We start from the raw sequence: 17308 nt of genomic DNA on the forward strand, positions 1-17308 counted from the left end.
CCGCGGACTGACATCTAAACCGTTTTAGCGGGCGCGGCTGTGCTGCCCCTGATGACGAGGCGGGGCGTGGCGGTCTTGACGTTCCTGCGGGTGCCGGGGTCGGCGATCACCTCCAGCAGGACCTCGGCCACCTGCCCGCCGAGCGCGAACGTGTCGCGCGACAGCGAGGTGATGGCCGGATGGGTCACCCGGGTCAGCACGGAGTCGTCGAAGGCCACGATGGACAGCTCGTCCGGCACGCGCACGCCCATCTCCATCGCCACGCCCAGCCCGGCCAGGGCCATCACGTCGCTGTCGTACACGATGGCGGTCGGCCGGGTGGCCCCGGCCGCCGCTCTCGCCCGGCCGCGTGAGAGCAGCGTCCGCGTCGCCGCCGCGCCCTCGGCGTCGCTGAAGTCGGTGGGCAGGGACACCGCGCCGGTCAGGCCGAGCCGCCCGGCCGAGTCGCGCAGCGCGCGGATGCGCCGCTGGGTGTGCCGGAACCCGGGCAGGCCCGCGACGTGCCCGATCCGCCGGTGCCCGAGCGCGGCCAGGTAGTCGACGACCGACAGCATCGCCTCCCTGTCGTCGGCCCACACGCTGGACAGCGGTCCGGGCCCGCCCGACCCGCCGAGCACCACGGCCGGCGCGCCCAGCTCCTCCAGCGCCGCCGGGCGCGGATCGCGGACCTGCGGGTCGACCAGGATGAACCCGTCCACCCGGTGCGCCGACGTCCACTCGCGGTAGACCTCGACCTCGGCCGCGGAGTCCTCGACGACGAGCAGGTGCATGGCCACCTGCTGGCGCGACAGCCGGGCCTGCAGCCCCGACAGGAGCTGGGCGAAGAACGGCTCCACGCCCAGCGTGCTGGCCGGCCGGGCGATGACCAGCCCGACGGCCTCCGCCCTGGCGCCGCCGAGCGCCCTGGCGGCGCTGTGGGGGCGCCAGTTCATCTCCCTGGCCGCCTCCAGGATGCGCGCCCTGGTCGCCTCGCTGACGCCGGGACGGCCGTTCAGCGCGAACGACACCGCGCCCTTGGACACCCCCACCCGCCGGGCGATGTCGGCGATCGTCGGTCGGGCCAACGCGCGCTCCTCGGTCTCGTGGCCGGCTATTGACAGCGGAGTCTAGCCCGGTAATAGTCCGGCAACTAGAGCGGTTTAGTGCCCGAAGGAGAGCGCGATGCGAAGGTACTGGGCAGGACTGGCCTTACTGGTCGTCACGATCGCGGGCTGCGGGCTCGGCGGAGCCGCGGAGGAGGAACCCGCCCCGAGCGCGGGCGGCGCGGTGAAGGGCAAGGTGAGCCTGCAGACGTGGGCACTGAAGCCGAAGTTCACCGACTACGTCCAGGGCGTCATCGACGGCTTCGAGAAGCGGTATCCGGGCACCGAGGTCGAATGGCTCGACCAGCCGGCCGAGGGCTACTCCGACAAGGTCCTCACCCAGGCGGCCGGCGGCACCCTGCCCGACGTGGTCAATCTGCCGCCCGACTTCGCCGTCCCGCTGATCAGGCAGGGCATCCTGCTGGACGTCGCCCAGGCCGATCAGAAGCTGGCCGCCGAGTACGTCCCCGGCGCCCTCGACGCCTACCGCTACCCGGGCGTCCAGGGCGCGTACGGCTACCCGTGGTACCTCAACACCGACGTCAACTACTGGAACACCGAGCTGCTCAAGAAGAACGGGCTCGACCCCGAGAAGTTGCCGGCGAGCCTGGACGAGCTCATCGCCCAGGCCAGGACGCTCAAGGAGAAGTCGGGCGGCAAGGTCTTCCTGATGAGCCGCCGCCCCGAGCTGGGCGACCTGACGAACGCGGGCGTGCCCATCATGTCGCCCGACGGCGCCCGCTTCACCTTCAACACCCCTGAGGCGGTGGCGCTGCTCGACAAGTACCGCGACGCGTTCAAGGAGGGCCTGCTGCCCCGCGACGTGCTCACCGACACCTACGCGGGCAACGCCAAGCTCTTCAACGAGGGCACGGTCGCCTGGACGACCGGCGGCGGCAACTACATCACGAGCCTGGCCACCGACAACCCGACCTTGGCGCCCAAGGTCGTGCCGTCGAAGGCGATGGGCACGCCGCCCCTCTATGTGCAGGGCCTGTCGATCTCCAAGGCGACGAAGAACGCGCCCGCCGCGCTCGCCCTGGCCCGCTGGGTCACCAGCGCCGAGAACCAGGCCGCGTTCGCCCGTCTGGTGAACATCTTCCCCAGCACCGTCGCCTCGGCGAACGATCCGTTCTTCAGCAAGAGCGACGGCAGCAACTCGGGCGACGCCAAGGTGATCGCGTTCGAGTCGCTGGCCGAGGCGAAGGTGCTGGAGCCCGTCCAGGTCACCGAGGCGATGAAGAAGCTGGTCAGGCAGCAGTTCTCGCTGGCCGTCAGCGGCGAGGCGACGTCGCGGGAGGCGCTGGACGCCGCCGTGGCCAAGTGCGACGAGCTGCTGAAGAGCTGATGACCCATCACCGCTGGTTCACGCCGTGGGTGCTGGTGGCGCCCGCGGCGGTCTGGTTGTTCGTGTTCTCGGTGTGGCCGGCGATCAACACGGTGGTGCTGGCGTTCACCAACGCCAAGCCGCTGGGCGGCGGCCACTTCACCGGCCTGGCCAACTTCGAGCGCGCGCTGAGCGACGCCCAGCTCGTGGACGCGCTGGTCAACAGCATCGTGTTCATGCTGGTCTGCCTGCCGCTGCTGACCATGCTGCCGCTGCTGATCGCGATCCTGGTGGAGAAGAAGCTGCCCGGCATCACGTTCTTCCGCACGGCCTTCTACACCCCCGTGGTGGCCTCGGCCGTGGTGGTGGCGCTGATCTGGGGCTGGCTGCTGGACGATCGCGGCCTGATCAACGGCCTGGCGCAGGGGCTGGGCGTGGTGACGACGCCGGTGCCGTTCCTGACCGAGCGGTGGCTGCTGCTGTTCAGCGCGATCAGCCTGACCGTCTGGAAGGGCCTCGGCTACTACATGATCATCTACCTGTCGGCGCTCGGGAACGTCCGGCGCGAGCTGCACGAGGCCGCCGCCGTGGACGGCGCGGGCCCGGTGCGCCGCTTCTGGAGCGTCACCGTGCCCGGCGTGCGCAACACGATGCTGCTGGTCTCGGTGCTGGTGTCGGTCTCGGCCCTGCGCGTGTTCTCCGAGCTGTACGTGCTCTCGAACGGCACCGGCGGCCCCGGCGGCCGGGACATGTCGCTGGTGATGCTCATCCAGCTCTACGGCCGCGGCTTCACCGGCCATCTCGGTTACGCCTCCGCGCTCAGCCTGCTGCTGCTCGTCGTCACGCTCGGGCCGATGCTGGCGCTGCTGCGGCTCAACAGGAAGGCGGCCTGACATCACCGGAGTCACCGCCCGCGAGAAGGCGCTGCGTTACGTCCTGCTCCTGCTCGTGCTGGTCATCACCGTCTCCCCGTTCCTGTGGCAGCTGTCCACCTCGCTCAAGAGCCTCCAGGAGGACATCTACACCGGCACGCCGAGCTTCTGGCCCGAACGGCCGACGCTGTCCAACTACGCCGAGGTCGCCGAGACCATCCCGGTCTGGTCCTACGCGGTCAACTCGCTGATCGTGGCCGCCATCGTGGTGGCGGGCAACGCCGCGGGGGCCACGCTCGCCGGGTTCGCCCTGGCCAAGCTCCGCTTCAGGGGCGTGAAGCTGCTGCTCGGGCTGTTCCTGGCGACGCTCGTGCTGCCCGCCGAGGTGACCATCATCTCCCAGTACGTCACCGTCCGCTCCCTCGGTCTGGCCGACACCCTCCTGGGGGTGGCGTTGCCCGGCGCGATCGGGATGCTTAACGTGCTGTTGATGCGTACCGCGTTTCAGGCGATTCCTCCCGAAATGGACGAAGCCGCGATCATCGACGGGGCGACGGCGTGGCAGCGGCTGCGTCACGTCGGCCTGCCGAACGTGCGTGGCATGCTCAGCGTGGTCACGATCTTCGCGTTCATCGGCGCATGGGACGACTTCCTGTGGCCGCTGATCGTCCTGACCGACCCCGACAACTACACACTCACCGTCGGCCTGCAGTATTTGAACGGCACGTTCAGCGCCAACCCGCGCCTGATCGCCGCGGGGACGATGATCTCGTTCCTGCCGATCGTGATCGTGTTCGCCGTGCTCCAGCGCTTCTTCTTCAAGGGCGTGGAGGAAGGCGCCATCAAAGGCTGATAAATCACCATCTGCGGAGAGGTTTTTCCTGATGCATGACGACCGTGCCCTGGTCGAAGCCCGTCTGAAGCGTGTCCTTGACGAGCGGATCCGCCCGGCGATCTATCCCGAGTCCGTACCGCTGGAGATCTCCGTGTGGCACGCGCCCGGCGAGCCCGTCCCGGTGGCGGAGGGCCTGGCCGCGACGCCCGGCCCGATCGCGGTCGGAGACCCGTGGGGCCCGCCGTGGAGCACGAGCTGGTTCACCGTGACCGGCACCGTGCCGCGGGAGTGGAGCGGGAAGATCGTGGAGGCGATCCTGGACCTGGGCTTCGACCCGGGGAAGGTCGGCTTCCAGTGTGAGGGCCTGGTCTACCGCCCCGACGGCACGCCGGTGAAGTCGCTCAACCCGCGCACGCCGTGGGTGCGGATCGGCTCTCCGGCCGGCGGTGGCGAGGAGGTGCGCCTGCACATCGAGGCCGCCTCCAACCCGGTCATCCTCGACTACCACCCCTTCCTGCCGACCCAGCTGGGCGACAAGGAGACGGCCGGCTCCGACCCGCTCTACCGGCTGGGCCGGATGGAGCTGGCCGTCTTCGACAAGACGGTATGGGAGCTGGTCATGGACCTGGAGGTGCTGGGCGAGCTCATGCTGGAGCTGCCCGCCGACAGCGGCCGGCGTCTCGAGATCCTGCGCGCGGTGAACCGGGCCCTGGACGCGGTCGACCTTCAGGACGTGGGCGGCAGCGCGGAGGCCGCCAGGGCCGAGCTGACCGGGGTGCTGTCGTCGCCCGCGGTGCCGTCCGCGCACCGGGTCACCGCCGTCGGGCACGCCCACATCGACTCGGCCTGGCTGTGGCCGCTGCGCGAGACCGTGCGCAAGGTGGCCCGCACCGCCTCCAACATGACCGCGCTGCTGGAGGACGAGCCCGACTTCGTCTTCGCCATGTCACAGGCGCAGCAGTGGGCCTGGATCAAGGAGCACCGGCCCGAGGTGTGGGCGAAGGTGACCAAGGCGGTGGCGGCCGGGCGGTTCGTCCCGACGGGCGGCATGTGGGTGGAGTCCGACACGAACATGCCCGGCTCCGAGGCCATGGCCAGGCAGTTCGTGCACGGCAAGCGGTTCTTCATCGACGAGTTCGGGGTGGACAACGAGGAGGTGTGGCTGCCGGACACGTTCGGGTTCGCCGCCGGCCTGCCGCAGATCATCAAGGCGGCGGGGGCGAAGCGGCTGCTCACGCAGAAGATCTCGTGGAGCCAGACGAACACGTTCCCGCACCACACGTTCCTGTGGGAGGGCATCGACGGCACCCGCGTCTTCACCCACTTCCCGCCGGTCGACACCTACAACTGCTCGATGACCGGCCGCGAGCTCGCCCACGCCGCGCGCAACTTCAAGGACAAGGGCGTGGCCCGCCACTCCCTGGCCCCGACCGGGTACGGCGACGGCGGCGGCGGCACGACGCGGGAGATGGTGGCCAAGGCGGCCAGGGTCCGCGACCTGGAGGGCTCGCCCCGGGTCGAGTGGAACACGCCCGACCACTTCTTCGCCGCGGCCGAGGCCGAGTACCCGAACCCGCCGGTGTGGGTCGGCGAGCTCTACCTGGAGCTGCACCGGGCCACGCTGACCAGCCAGGCCAAGACCAAGCAGGGCAACCGGCGCAGCGAGGCGCTGCTGCGCGAGGCCGAGCTGTGGGCGGCCACGGCGGCCGTGCGCGCCGGGGCCGAGTATCCCTACCAGGCGCTGGACCGGATCTGGAAGACGGTGCTGCTGCACCAGTTCCACGACATCCTGCCGGGGTCGTCGATCGCGTGGGTGCACCGGGAGGCGCGCAGGACGTACGAGCTGGTGGCGGAGGAGCTCAACGCGATCATCGACGGCGCCCAGCGGGCCCTGGCGGGCGATGCGGCGGGTGATGCGTCCCGTGGCACCCTGGTCTTCAACGGCGCCCCGCACGCCCGCGCCGGCGTCCCGGCGGGCGGCGCCGCGCCGGCGGCCACGGGAGCGGGCACCGAGGCGCGGTCCCGCGAGGGCGGCGGCTACGTCCTGGCCGACGACCGGCTCCAGGTGGAGATCGACGGCCGCGGGCTGGTCGTCTCGGCCGTCGACCGCAGCAGCGGCAGGGAGACGGTCCCCCAGGGCCGTCCGGCCAACCTGCTGCAGCTCCACCCCGACTTCCCCAACAAGTGGGACGCCTGGGACGTGGACGAGTTCTACCGCAACACCGGCACCGACCTCACCGACGCCGACGAGGTGCGCCTCGACGGGGACGCGGTCGTGGTCAGGCGCTCGTTCGGCGACTCGTCGGTGACCCAGCGGCTCACGCTCGTCCAAGGGCGGCTGGAGATCGAGACGGAGGTCGACTGGCACGAGCGGGAGAAGTTCCTCAAGCTGGCCTTCCCGCTGGACGTGCGCGCCGACCGGTACGCCTCCGAGAGCCAGTTCGGCCACGTCTACCGCGCCACCCACACCAACACGAGCTGGGAGGCGGCCAAGTTCGAGGCGTGCAACCACCGCTTCGTGCACCTGGAGGAGCCCGGTTGGGGCGTGGCCCTGGTCAACGACTCCACCTACGGCCACGACGTCACCCGCGACGTGGACGAGACGGGCACGACGACGACGCTGCGCGCCTCGCTGCTGCGCGCCCCGCGCTTCCCCGACCCGGAGACCGACCAGGGCGTGCACCGGTTCCGTCACGCGCTCGTCCCCGGCGCGACGATCGGCGACGCGGTGCGTGAGGGCTGGTTCATCAACCAGCCCGAGCGCAGGGTGCCCGGCGGCGCCGAGGTCGCGCCGCTGGTCCGGGTGGACGACGACGCCGTCGTGGTGAGCGCGGTCAAGCTGGCCGACGACGGGAGCGGCGACGTGGTCGTCCGCTTCCACGAGTCCACCGGCGGCCGCGCGGCCACCACGCTGCGGGCCGGCTTCCCCGTGGCGGAGGTCGTCACCACCGACCTGCTGGAGCGGCCGACCGGCGAGCCGCAGCGCCCCGGGGACGCCATCCCCGTGACGCTGCGGCCGTTCGAGCTGGTCACGCTGCGGATCAAGCGCGCGTAGCACCCGCTACTCGCGTACGCTGCCCTCCGTGAGTCCGGCGCGCCAGAACCGCTGCAGCGCGCCGGACAGCACGATCAGCGGGATCACCGACACCGGCGAGCCCGGTCTCCAGCGCGTCGACCAGGGTGCTCCTGCCGCTGAGCGCGTCCTCGACGCGGTCACTGAGGATCTTGACCGTGTCGTCGAACGCCGGCCACCACACCCAGCCCTTGGGCACCTGGTTGGAGGAGGCGGTGCACAGCCCGGCCGTCCGCTGCCCGCCGAGGAACGCCGACGGCTTGGTCAGCTGCGGGTCGGACATGCCGGAGACGGCCGCGGGCCGGCCGTAGCCGCTCTTGGTCAGCGTCTCGACGCTGCCCGGGTCGCGCTTGATCCACAGCGCGAAGTCCACCGCCTCGCGCGGGTGCTCGCATCTGATGTCCCACTTCTTCAGCAAGTCCTCCCGGTAGTAGAGCGCCATGGGCCCGGTCGCCTGCGGCACCGCGTAGGTGCCGCCCTCGCGGCCAGGACGAGGAGAGGGACCCTCAGCCGATGTGGCCGAGTTTTCCTAAAATATGATTTATCACCGTCGGGTTGTCGGAGGGAGCGGCGATTTCGCGGGCACGGGGCAGCTTGACCCCGTCGAGCTGGGCCGGCGCTACGACACCAGCCACACGGTGGTCAGGGATCGCCGCGGCGCTGTCGGCCCGTGACCGGCTCGTGCACTCGGCAGGGGAGCGGCGGGGCTTCGGGGCGACGCACCGCGCCGTGCTGGACGCCGTACGCGAGGGTGATCCCGACGCGGCCGAGACGGCCATGCGGGACCTGCTGGCGCAGGCCGGGCGGGACGAGGCCGCACTCTAGCCTCGGCCGCCGAAAGCCGCCGAAAGCCGCCGAAAGCCGCCGAAAGCCGCCGAAAGCCGCCGAAAGCCGCCGGAGCCGCCGGAAGCCGCCGAGCGGGCTCAGCCGCTGAGCAGGGTGCCCAGGCGGGGTGCGTACGTGGCGTGGAAGACCAGCGACGCGGCGCCGATCGCGGCGGCGTCGGCCGCGATCGGCGAGGTCTCCACCCGGACCGGATGCAGCCGCCGGGCCAGCGAGCGGCTCGACACCGCCCGCGCGATCACCTCGCGGTAGATCTCCCCGACCTCCCGCAGCGCGGGCCCGCCCAGCACGAGCAGGTCGATGTCCAGCAGGTTGACCACGCTGACGGCGGCGTCGGCCAGCCGTTCCGCCACCCGTTCGATCACCCGGAGGGCGGCCGGCTCGCCGCTCGCCGCCGCCGCGCAGATGGCGGCGTGGTCGCGCAGGCCGCCCATGGCCGCCTCGATGGCGCTCGGGCAGCACACGGCCTCCACGCACCCCCGGTTGCCGCAGTAGCACCCGGGGCCCTGCGGGTCGACCGTCATGTGCCCGAACTCGGCCGCGTTCAGCGACCTGCCCCGGTAGACCTGGTTGTCCAGGAAGAGCCCGCCGCCGATGCCGGTGCCCAGGTAGAGGTAGGCGAAGCTGGGCGTGGAGCGGGCGATGCCGGCCCACCGCTCGCCGATCGCCGCCGCCGTGGCGTCGTTGTCGACGGTCACGGGGAAGCCGGTGTACTCGCGCAGCAGCGCCCTGATCGGCACCCGGTCCCAGTGCGCCAGCCGGGGCGGCGAGACCATCACGCCGTCCTCGTCCAGCGGCCCCGGGCAGGCCAGCCCCACCCCGAGCACCTTGCCGTCCGGCACCCCCGCCTCGCGCAGGATCCGCCGGGCCGCCCTGGCCATCTGCCTGACCACGCCGTCCGGCCTGGCGCCGGGACGGACCGGCAGGTGCAACCGGGCGACCGGCCGCCCGGCCAGGTCGGCCAGCACGCACGACAGCGCCTTCGGATCGAAGTGCACGCCCACGGCGTAGCCGGCCTCGGCCGACACCCGCAGGATGGTGGGCCTCTTGCCACCCCTCGACGGCGCGGAGCCGTCCTCGACGACCAGGCCCTCCTCCAGCAGTCTGCGCACGATGACGGAGACCGTCTGGGCGGTCAGCCCGGTCATCGCGGCGATGCGGACACGACTGATCCCGTCCGAGGCCTGGATCGTCTCCAGGACCACGGAACGGTTGTAGCTCCCCACCTTCGGCAGGTTTGTCCCCTGCTGCATGTGAGACATATCACCACAGAGTGTTGACTTAGTAAATCAAATAGATTTACGTTTCTCCGCAACCCGAAGGAAACACAGGGGAGCCCTGATGAGACCCAAGCTGGCCGGATCCCTCCTGCTTTTGACAGCGCTGACAGCAGCCGGTTGCGGAGGTGGCGACGCCCCGGAGAGCTCCTCCGGCGCCAAGGAACTCGAAGTCCTCTACAAGGTCGAGCCGACGTGGCCGCATCTGGAGAAGATGCTCACCGACGCCAAGAAGCAGTACGAAGCCGCCCACCCCGGCATCACCCTCAAGCTGACCCCGGTGCAGGGCAACAACGAGGCGTACTACACCAAGCTGGCGCTGCTCAACCGCTCGCCCGACTCGGCGCCCGACGTCTACTTCCACGACACGTTCCAGGTCAACGCGGACGTCGCGGCCGGCAAGCTGGCCCCGCTCGACGACTATCTGGCCAAGTGGCCCGACTGGAGCAGCCAGTTCCCCGACTCGGTCAAGCAGGCCGCCAAGGGCGGCGACGGCAAGATCTACGGCGTGCCCATCAGCACCGACACCCGCGGCCTCTGGTACAGCAAGGACGTCCTGACCAAGGCCGGCCTGCCGGTCCCGTGGGAGCCGAAGACGTGGAACGACGTCCTCACCGCCGCCCGCACGATCAAGCAGAAGGTGCCGGACGCCATCCCGTTCAGCATGTACTCCACGAAGATCCACGGCGAGGCGTCGACCATGCAGGGCTTCGAGATGCTCCTGTACGGCACCCAGGGCGGCACCCTGTACGACGACGCCCAGAAGAAGTGGGTGGCCGGCGGCAAGAACTTCACCGACGCCCTGACCTTCATCAACACCATCTACCGCGAGAACCTCGGCCCCAAGCTGTCCGACGCGCACAACGCCAAGCTCGCCGACAAGATCAACTGGGAGTGGTTCCCCAAGGCCAAGCTCGGCATCGCCCTGGACGGCGCCTGGGCCTCGGGCGCGTGGAAGCCGACCAGCACCAAGCCGTGGCCCGAGTGGAAGGACAAGCTCGGCTGGACGCCCATGCCGACGCAGAACGGCGAGGAGCCCGGCGCGGTCAGCATGTCCGGCGGCTGGGTCATGGCGATGAGCTCCTACACCAAGCTCAAGCAGGAGGCGTTCGACTTCATCACGGTCGCCACCAACAAGGAGAACTCCATGACGTACTCGGTGAGCACGGGCGACCTGGCTCCCCGCAAGGACGTCGCGGCCGATCCGAAGTACAGCGCCGACAACCCGAGCGTGAAGTTCTGGACCGACCTGGCGTCCGTGACGCACTACCGGCCGGCGTACGAGGAGTACCCGAAGGTGTCGGCGCAGATCCAGGAGGCCATGGAGGCGGTCACCACCGGCGCCCAGACGCCTGAGGAGGCCACCGCGGCCTACGCCAAGGCGTTGCCCTCCGTCGTCGGCGGCCCGGACAAGGTCCTCGCACGATGACGGTCGCCACCGCTCCCTCCCCGTCCGTGACGGGCTCGCCGGCCGGCGGCCCGTCGCGGCGGCGGCGGGTCCTGCGCTGGCTCCTCCCGCTGGGCCCGGCGCTGGTCCTGCTGGCGATCTTCCTCGCGGGTCCCATCCTGTGGAGCGTCTACATCGCCTTCACGAACGAGACCCTGACCGGTTCGGCCTCGGTGAACTCCCAGTTCGTCGGCGTGGCCAACTTCGTCAAGCTCTTCGGCGACCCGAACTTCATCAACTCCTTCCTGCTCACGTTCATCTTCGTGATCGGCTCGGCCGTCATCGGCCAGAACACCCTGGGCCTGATCATCGCGCTCCTCATGCGCGGGCGGGGCCGGGTCACCCGCAGCGTCGTCAACGGCGTCGTCATCGCCGCCTGGGTGATGCCCGAGGTCGTGGCGGCGGCCTGCTGGTTCTCGTTCCTGGCCGAGGACGGGACGCTCAACACCGTGCTCGGCGTCTCGCAGGAGTGGCTCTACACCGCCCCCATGCTCGCGGTCATCCTGGCCAACGTCTGGCGCGGCACGGCCTTCTCCATGCTGGTCTACTCGGCGGCCCTGTCGGAGGTGCCCGCGGACCTGGTGGAGGCCGCCGCGGTGGACGGGGCGAGCCCGGCCCGCCGGCTGCTGCACATCACGCTGCCGCTCATCCGCCGCTCCATCATGGCGAACCTGATGCTGATCACCCTGCAGACCCTGGCCAGCTTCGGCCTCATCTACGCCCTGACGGGCGGCGGGCCCGGCACGGCCAGCCAGACCACCCCGCTCTACATGTACGAGCAGGCGTTCCGCTACTTCGAGATCGGCTACGGCTCGGCCATCGCCCTGGTGATGCTGGTGATCGGCGCCCTGTTCTCGCTGGTCTACCTGCGGCTGATCAAAACGGAGGACGCGTGACGAGACTAGCCGCGAGGGGCGCGGCCAACCTGTCGCTCCTCGTCATCGCCCTGGCCTTCGTCGGCCCGTTCCTCTGGGTGGTGATCGCCTCCGTGCAGCCGGAGGCGACGCTGGCCGCCACGCCGACGCTCGCGTTCTCCCTGGACAACTTCACCGCGGTGCTGACCTGGGAGACGATCATCCTGCCGATGATCAACTCGGTGGTCATCTCCGGCTCCACGGCGATCCTGACCGTGCTGGTGGCCGGGCTGGCGGCCTACCCGCTGTCGCGCTACCAGCTGCGGTACCGCCGCCACTTCATGCTGACCCTGCTGTTCACCACCGGCCTGCCGGTGACGGCGATCCTCGTGCCGGTCTACGCCATGTTCTTCCGGTTCAACCTGTACGGCTCGGTGCCGGCGATGGTGCTCTTCCTGACCGCCAGCTCGCTGCCGTTCTCGATCTGGATGATGAAGAACTTCATGGACGGCGTGCCGATCAGCCTGGAGGAGGCCGCCTGGGTGGACGGCGCCGGCTGGGTGCAGTCGCTGCGCTCGGTGGTGGGGCCGCTGATGGCTCCCGGGATCTCGGTGGTGGCCATCTTCGTGTTCGTCGGGCAGTGGGGCAACTTCTTCGCGCCGTTCGTGCTGCTCGACACGCCGGACAAGCAGCCGGCCGCGGTCACGATCTACACCTTCTTCTCGCAGTACGGGCAGGTCGCCTACGGCCAGCTGGCCGCGTTCTCCATCCTCTACACGGCCCCGGCGGTGATCCTGTACGTGGCGGTCAACAAGTATCTGGCCGGCTCGTTCAACTTCGCCGGATCGGTGAAGGGGTAGGGGCCGCGGCTCACGCCGCCAGCTGGGCGCGCAGGGCCTCGGCGAACTCCGCCGGGCTGCGCAGATAGCCGACGTAATCGCCGGGCAGCTCCACCGCCTCGCGGCCGAGCAGCCCGGCGACGGCCAGCGTGGCGCGGTGCATCAGCCTGCCCTTGGTCTCGGCCCCGTACGCCGGCACGACCGGAGCCGCGCGCAGCGCCTCCGCGTCGGGGACGTAGGCGGAGAAGGGACGCAGCTCGTAGCGGCAGCTCGTCTCCATGTTGACCGTCATCCGGCCCAGCATGTCGCGCACCCACTGCGGCAGCCCGGGGTCGGGCTCGGGCGGCGCGGTGACGCCGGTCTCCTCGCCGAGCTTGCGCATCGCCGGTCCGACGCCCTCACGCTCGCACACCTCCACCGCCTCCCGCGTCATCCGCCGCCAGTGGGCCGCGTCGGGCAGCAGGTCGAAGGCGGGCGGCTCGTGCGCCACCAGCCGCCGCACCGAGGACGGGCGGCGGGCCAGCAGGTCGAGGCCGATCAGGGCGCCCGAATGGGTGGCGAACACGTCCGCCGGGCCGGCGCCTGCCGCCTCCAGCAGGCGCAGCGCGTCGTCCGCGTGCTCCTCGATCCGCTGCTCGGTGGGCGGCCCGGCGAGCGGGCTGCGGACGGCGCCGCGCCGGTCATAGGTGATCACCGTGTGGCGCCCGGCGAGGATCTCGGCCATGGGCGCGGCCATCGCGGCGTCGGCGCCGCCGCCGAGGATCACGAGCAGCACCGGCCCTGAGCCGCGGACCTCGTAGTAGAGGCGCGCGCCCGGGACGTCGAGCATTCCGGAGTCCATGGTGCGCCAACTGTAGACGGGCGGGGACCGGCCGCCAACTTCGGCTGGCGGATATACGACAAGTCGGGTTCTAGCCATGGCGATCTCATAGACACCGCAGATCAGGATGACTAGGAATGCGGTATTCGTGCTTACCGATTCTTGGGAGGTCGTCCATGCTGCGTGGCTTAAGCCGGGTGAGGCGAGGGACGGTGATGGCCGCCTCGGCGGTGATGGCGGCCTCGGCGCTCGCGGTTCCCGGCGCGCACGCCGCCACCGCACCGGCCGCGACCGCATCCGCCGTGAACACCGCCGCCCTGAACACCACCGCCCTGAACGCCACCGCCGTGACCGCCACGGCCGCACCGCCCGGGGCGTTCACGCCCGCGCCGGCGAGTGACGAGATCACGCTGATCACCGGTGACCAGGTCCAGGTGCGCGCGCTCGACGGCGAGCACAGGACCGTCACGGTCACGCCCGCGCCCCGCGCGGACGGCTCGGTGCCGACGTTCCAGGTGCTGGAGTCGGAGCGCGGGGTGACCGTCATCCCGGACGACGTCGCCACGCTCGTCCCAGGACGGCTGGACGCCGAGCTGTTCAACGTGACCGCCCTGGCCGAGCAGGCCTACGGCGCCGACATCCCGCTGATCCTCACCTACCCGCCCAACGCGACCAAGGCCGCGATCCCGGCGGCCAAGCAGGTCCGCGCGCTGGAGAGCATCGGCGGCGCGGGCGTGTCGGTGGCCGCGGCGGACGCGGGCGCGTTCGGGGCGGAGCTGGCCAAGCTGGCCTCGCCGTCGCCGCAGGCCCGCGCGGCGGGACCGCTGGCCGGCGTGACGAAGATCTGGCTCGACCGCAAGGTGGAGCCGGTGCTGAAGGACAGCGTGCCGCAGATCGGCGCGCCCGAGGCGTGGGCCGCCGGGTACGACGGCACCGGCACCACCGTGGCCGTGCTCGACACCGGCGTGGACGCCGCCCACCCCGACCTGGCCGGCAAGGTCGCCGACCAGCGCGACTTCACCGGCGAGAACGCGGCCGGCGACCCGCACGGCCACGGCACCCACGTGGCCGCCACGATCGCGGGCACCGGCGCGAGCACCGACGCCGGGGGCGGCAAGGGCGTGGCGCCCGGCGCCAAGGTGCTCAACGGCCGCGTGCTGGCCGCCGACGGCTACGGCCAGCTCTCGTGGATCATCGACGGCATGGAGTGGGCGGCCGGCGAGAAGCGCGCCGAGGTCGTCAACATGAGCCTGGGCAGCGCCGAGGCGGGCGGCCCGCTCACCGACGCCGTCTCCGCCCTCACCCGCCAGTACGGGACGCTGTTCGTGGTCGCCGCGGGCAACGACGGCTGCGATTCGTGCGTGGGCACCCCCGGCGACGCCCCCGAGGCGCTGACCGTCGGCGCGGTGGACAAGCAGGACAAGCTCGCCGACTTCTCCAGCAAGGGCCCGATCATCGCCGACGGGGCCGTCAAGCCCGACGTCACCGCCCCCGGCGTGGACATCTCCGCCGCCAGGACGGGCGGCGGGCTCGCCACGATGTCCGGCACCTCCATGGCCACCCCGCACGTCGCGGGGGCTGCGGCGCTGCTGCGCCAGGCCCGCCCCGGGATCACCGGCGGCGAGCTGAAGTCCCTGCTCATGGCCTCCGCCCAGCCGGGCGCCGGCATCCCGGTGGACGCGCAGGGCGCGGGCCGCGTCGACGTCTCCGCCGCGCTCAAGAGCACGGTCGTGGCGTCGGCCGGGTCGCTCAACTTCGGCCGCCTCACCAAGGGCGAGGAGAAGACCCTCACCGTCGGCTACCACAACCTCGGCCAGGCGCCCGCCGCGCTGAAGCTGTCCAGCGGCGCGGCGTTCAGCGTCGAACCGGCCGAGCTCACCGTCCCCGCCGGCGGCACAGCCGAGGCCAAGGTCACCGTCAAGGCCGACACCACCGGATCGCTGCGCCAGGAGCTCACCGCGTCCGGCGTGCGCACGCTGCTGACGGCGAACGTCGAGGACAAGCGGGTCGAACTGCGCGTCCGCGGCATCGCCAGAGACGGCCGCACCGCCCGCGGCGGCTTCACCGTGCTGAACCTGGACGAGGGCACGCTGGTCGGACGGGTCCTGCCCGGCTCACCCGAGCAGCCCTGCACCGACGCCAAGTACGGCTCGGGCACCTGCCTGCTGGTCAAGCCCGGCACCTACTCCGTGCTCGGCCACGTCTTCACGATGCCCGCCACCCAGGACAGCACCGAGACCGGCAAGCCGCTCAACGAGAGCCTCCTCGGCGACCCGGAGATGAAGATCACCGAGAACACCGAGGTCGTGCTGGACGCCCGCAAGGCGGTCGAGGTGAAGATCGAGACGCCCGACCACAAGACCAAGCGGAACACCGGCGCCGCCGCGGCCCTCCAGTGGTACCGCGCCGGCGAGCAGGGCACCGCGCTGCGCGGCGGCACCACGATCACCCCCGGCGGGCAGATCGAGGAGCGCCTGTTCGTCCAGCCCACGCGGAAGGTGACCAAGGGCACGTTCGTGGTCTCCACCCGCTGGCGGCTCAAGGCCCCCGAGATCACGCTGACCACCCTCGGGCTGAAGCTGGACCCCCAGTACGTCGACCCGGTCCAGTTCAGCGACTTCTCCACCGAGTACCCGCGCCTCGACGGCACCAGGCTGCTGCTCGCCGTGGACGCCGGGCGCGGCTCGGAGAGCGAGATCAGGTCCCGTAACCTGCGCGGCAAGCTGGCCGTCATCCGCCGCACCGACGGCGTGCCCGTCTCCACCCAGTCCAACGCCGCCGCCGCGGCCGGGGCGGCGATGGTCGCGGTCTACAGCGACAGGCCGGGCGCCGACGTCACCACGGGCGGCAACAAGGTCAAGCTGAGCGTGCCGACCGTGCGGCTGACCCACGAGGAAGGACTGAAGCTGGTCGAACGGCTGCGCCGCCTGCCCGTGCCGATCGTGGCCAAGGGCATCTCGGCCAGCCCGTACGTCTACGACCTCTACCTGCGTGAGCAGGGCCGGGTCCGCGACTCGCTGAAGTACGTGGTCCGCGCGAAGTCGCTGGCCAGGATCGAGACCGGCTTCCACAGCCAGCTCGCCGACGACGTGACGGTCAACGAGGCCCGCTACGTCTTCGAGCCGTGGGACAACCTGTCGATCTCGACGAACCATCCCATGCCCAAGACGCCGCGGACTCGTACGGACTACATCACTCCCGACCCCGACCTGCGGTGGAGCACCTCGGCGGGCACGCCGGAGCGGCACTACAACACCATGTGGCCGCACCCCGACACGGCCCGGGTGTCCCTGTCGTCGCCGGAGTTCCGGCCGTACAAGGCAGGAGAGCGGGCCGAGCAGACCGTGCTCAAGCAGCCGCTGCTGCCCGGCATCAATCCGCGCAACCCGCTGCGCAGGGACGGCGACGAGCTGTTCGTCTCGATGCAGGGCTTCGTGGACGCCCAGGGCAACTACGGCGAGGCCTACACCAGCGACTTCGAGCAGGGGCTGAAGACCGACTTCCGGCTCTACCAGGGCGACGCGCTGCTGTGGCAGACGAACTACCTGCCGAAGGGGTCGGGGACGCTGCCGGCGGAGAAGGGCACGTACCGGATCGAGTACGACGTGGCCAACGAGGCCGGCTGGGCGAAGCTGTCCAAGCGGACCCGCAGCGTGTGGACGTTCGACTCCGAGCGGGCGGCTGAACCGGCCGTGATCCCGCTGCTGACGGCCACGTTCGACGCGCCGGTGGACCTGAAGAACCAGGCCAGGTCGCGCAAGCTCGGCCTGTCCCTGCGCCACCAGGAGGGCGCGGAGCAGAGCGCGATCAAGGACGTCGCGCTGGAGGTGTCGTACGACGACGGCGCCACCTGGAAGCCGGCCCGGCTGCGGGCCAAGGGCCAGCGGGCCTACGAGACCACGCTCGACCGCTCGCCGTCCGGGTTCGTCTCGCTGCGGCTGAACGCCTCCGACGTCAAGGGGCACACGCTGGCGACGGAGGTGATCCGCGCCTACGCCATGCGCTGACCTGCTCGAAACCTCCGGGGGAGTGCCGTGCG

General features: G+C 71.0%; 13 protein-coding genes. 9 read left to right on the forward strand and 4 right to left on the reverse strand.

Annotated features, from left to right (window positions below; translation table 11 throughout):
• Window positions 1-14: 14 nt before the first annotated feature.
• Entirely contained in the window at window positions 15-1064 is a 1050-nt protein-coding gene (locus B0I32_RS37905; protein WP_106247935.1) for a LacI family DNA-binding transcriptional regulator, read from the reverse strand.
• Between the two features lie 97 nt (window positions 1065-1161).
• Here B0I32_RS37905 and B0I32_RS37910 point away from each other — a divergent pair, with 97 nt between their 5' ends.
• The 4 genes from B0I32_RS37910 to B0I32_RS37925 are packed head-to-tail and all read left to right on the forward strand — an operon-like array spanning window position 1162 to window position 7171.
• On the forward strand, window positions 1162-2430 hold the full coding sequence (locus B0I32_RS37910; RefSeq protein ID WP_106247936.1) for an ABC transporter substrate-binding protein: 1269 nt from the start codon (window positions 1162-1164) through the stop codon (window positions 2428-2430).
• Window positions 2430-3302, forward strand: coding sequence for a carbohydrate ABC transporter permease (locus B0I32_RS37915; protein ID WP_106247937.1), 873 nt, complete (start codon window positions 2430-2432; stop codon window positions 3300-3302). Before B0I32_RS37910 ends, B0I32_RS37915 begins: the two co-directional genes overlap by 1 nt.
• A 55-nt stretch (window positions 3303-3357) precedes the next feature.
• On the forward strand, window positions 3358-4134 hold the full coding sequence (locus B0I32_RS37920) for a carbohydrate ABC transporter permease (RefSeq protein ID WP_245956272.1): 777 nt from the start codon (window positions 3358-3360) through the stop codon (window positions 4132-4134).
• A gap of 31 nt (window positions 4135-4165) precedes the next feature.
• The gene (locus tag B0I32_RS37925) at window positions 4166-7171 is read left to right on the forward strand and encodes an alpha-mannosidase (protein WP_106247939.1); all 3006 of its coding nucleotides are present in this window, start codon (window positions 4166-4168) and stop codon (window positions 7169-7171) included.
• Here the strand turns inward: B0I32_RS37925 and B0I32_RS58165 are convergent.
• Window positions 7158-7652: a hypothetical protein gene (locus B0I32_RS58165; RefSeq protein ID WP_181308245.1), complete on the reverse strand. Its 495-nt coding sequence runs from the start codon at window positions 7650-7652 to the stop codon at window positions 7158-7160. The two genes, B0I32_RS37925 and B0I32_RS58165, sit on opposite strands and share 14 nt — an antisense overlap.
• 131 nt (window positions 7653-7783) lie before the next feature.
• Here B0I32_RS58165 and B0I32_RS61130 point away from each other — a divergent pair, with 131 nt between their 5' ends.
• Window positions 7784-8014, forward strand: coding sequence for an FCD domain-containing protein (locus B0I32_RS61130; protein ID WP_281262645.1), 231 nt, complete (start codon window positions 7784-7786; stop codon window positions 8012-8014).
• Window positions 8015-8112: 98 nt separating this feature from the next.
• Here B0I32_RS61130 and B0I32_RS37940 read toward each other — a convergent pair whose 3' ends face one another.
• A complete protein-coding gene (locus B0I32_RS37940) occupies window positions 8113-9285 on the reverse strand; it encodes an ROK family transcriptional regulator (RefSeq protein ID WP_106247940.1) in 1173 nt (390 codons plus the stop codon).
• Between the two features lie 88 nt (window positions 9286-9373).
• Here B0I32_RS37940 and B0I32_RS37945 point away from each other — a divergent pair, with 88 nt between their 5' ends.
• Genes B0I32_RS37945 through B0I32_RS37955 form a run of 3 tightly spaced genes read left to right on the forward strand, consistent with a single transcriptional unit; the run spans window position 9374 to window position 12470 of the window.
• The gene (locus B0I32_RS37945; protein WP_106247941.1) at window positions 9374-10738 is read left to right on the forward strand and encodes an extracellular solute-binding protein; all 1365 of its coding nucleotides are present in this window, start codon (window positions 9374-9376) and stop codon (window positions 10736-10738) included.
• A complete protein-coding gene (locus B0I32_RS37950) occupies window positions 10735-11652 on the forward strand; it encodes a carbohydrate ABC transporter permease (protein WP_106247943.1) in 918 nt (305 codons plus the stop codon). Before B0I32_RS37945 ends, B0I32_RS37950 begins: the two co-directional genes overlap by 4 nt.
• On the forward strand, window positions 11649-12470 hold the full coding sequence (locus B0I32_RS37955; RefSeq protein ID WP_106247944.1) for a carbohydrate ABC transporter permease: 822 nt from the start codon (window positions 11649-11651) through the stop codon (window positions 12468-12470). The genes B0I32_RS37950 and B0I32_RS37955 overlap by 4 nt, the downstream gene beginning before the upstream one ends.
• 10 nt (window positions 12471-12480) lie before the next feature.
• Here B0I32_RS37955 and B0I32_RS37960 read toward each other — a convergent pair whose 3' ends face one another.
• The gene (locus B0I32_RS37960; protein WP_181308247.1) at window positions 12481-13290 is read right to left on the reverse strand and encodes an alpha/beta fold hydrolase; all 810 of its coding nucleotides are present in this window, start codon (window positions 13288-13290) and stop codon (window positions 12481-12483) included.
• Window positions 13291-13445: 155 nt separating this feature from the next.
• Here B0I32_RS37960 and B0I32_RS37965 point away from each other — a divergent pair, with 155 nt between their 5' ends.
• The gene (locus B0I32_RS37965; protein ID WP_106247946.1) at window positions 13446-17276 is read left to right on the forward strand and encodes a S8 family peptidase; all 3831 of its coding nucleotides are present in this window, start codon (window positions 13446-13448) and stop codon (window positions 17274-17276) included.
• Window positions 17277-17308: the final 32 nt, after the last annotated feature.

The organism is Nonomuraea fuscirosea, assembly GCF_003001935.1.
Classification (GTDB): domain Bacteria; phylum Actinomycetota; class Actinomycetes; order Streptosporangiales; family Streptosporangiaceae; genus Nonomuraea; species Nonomuraea fuscirosea.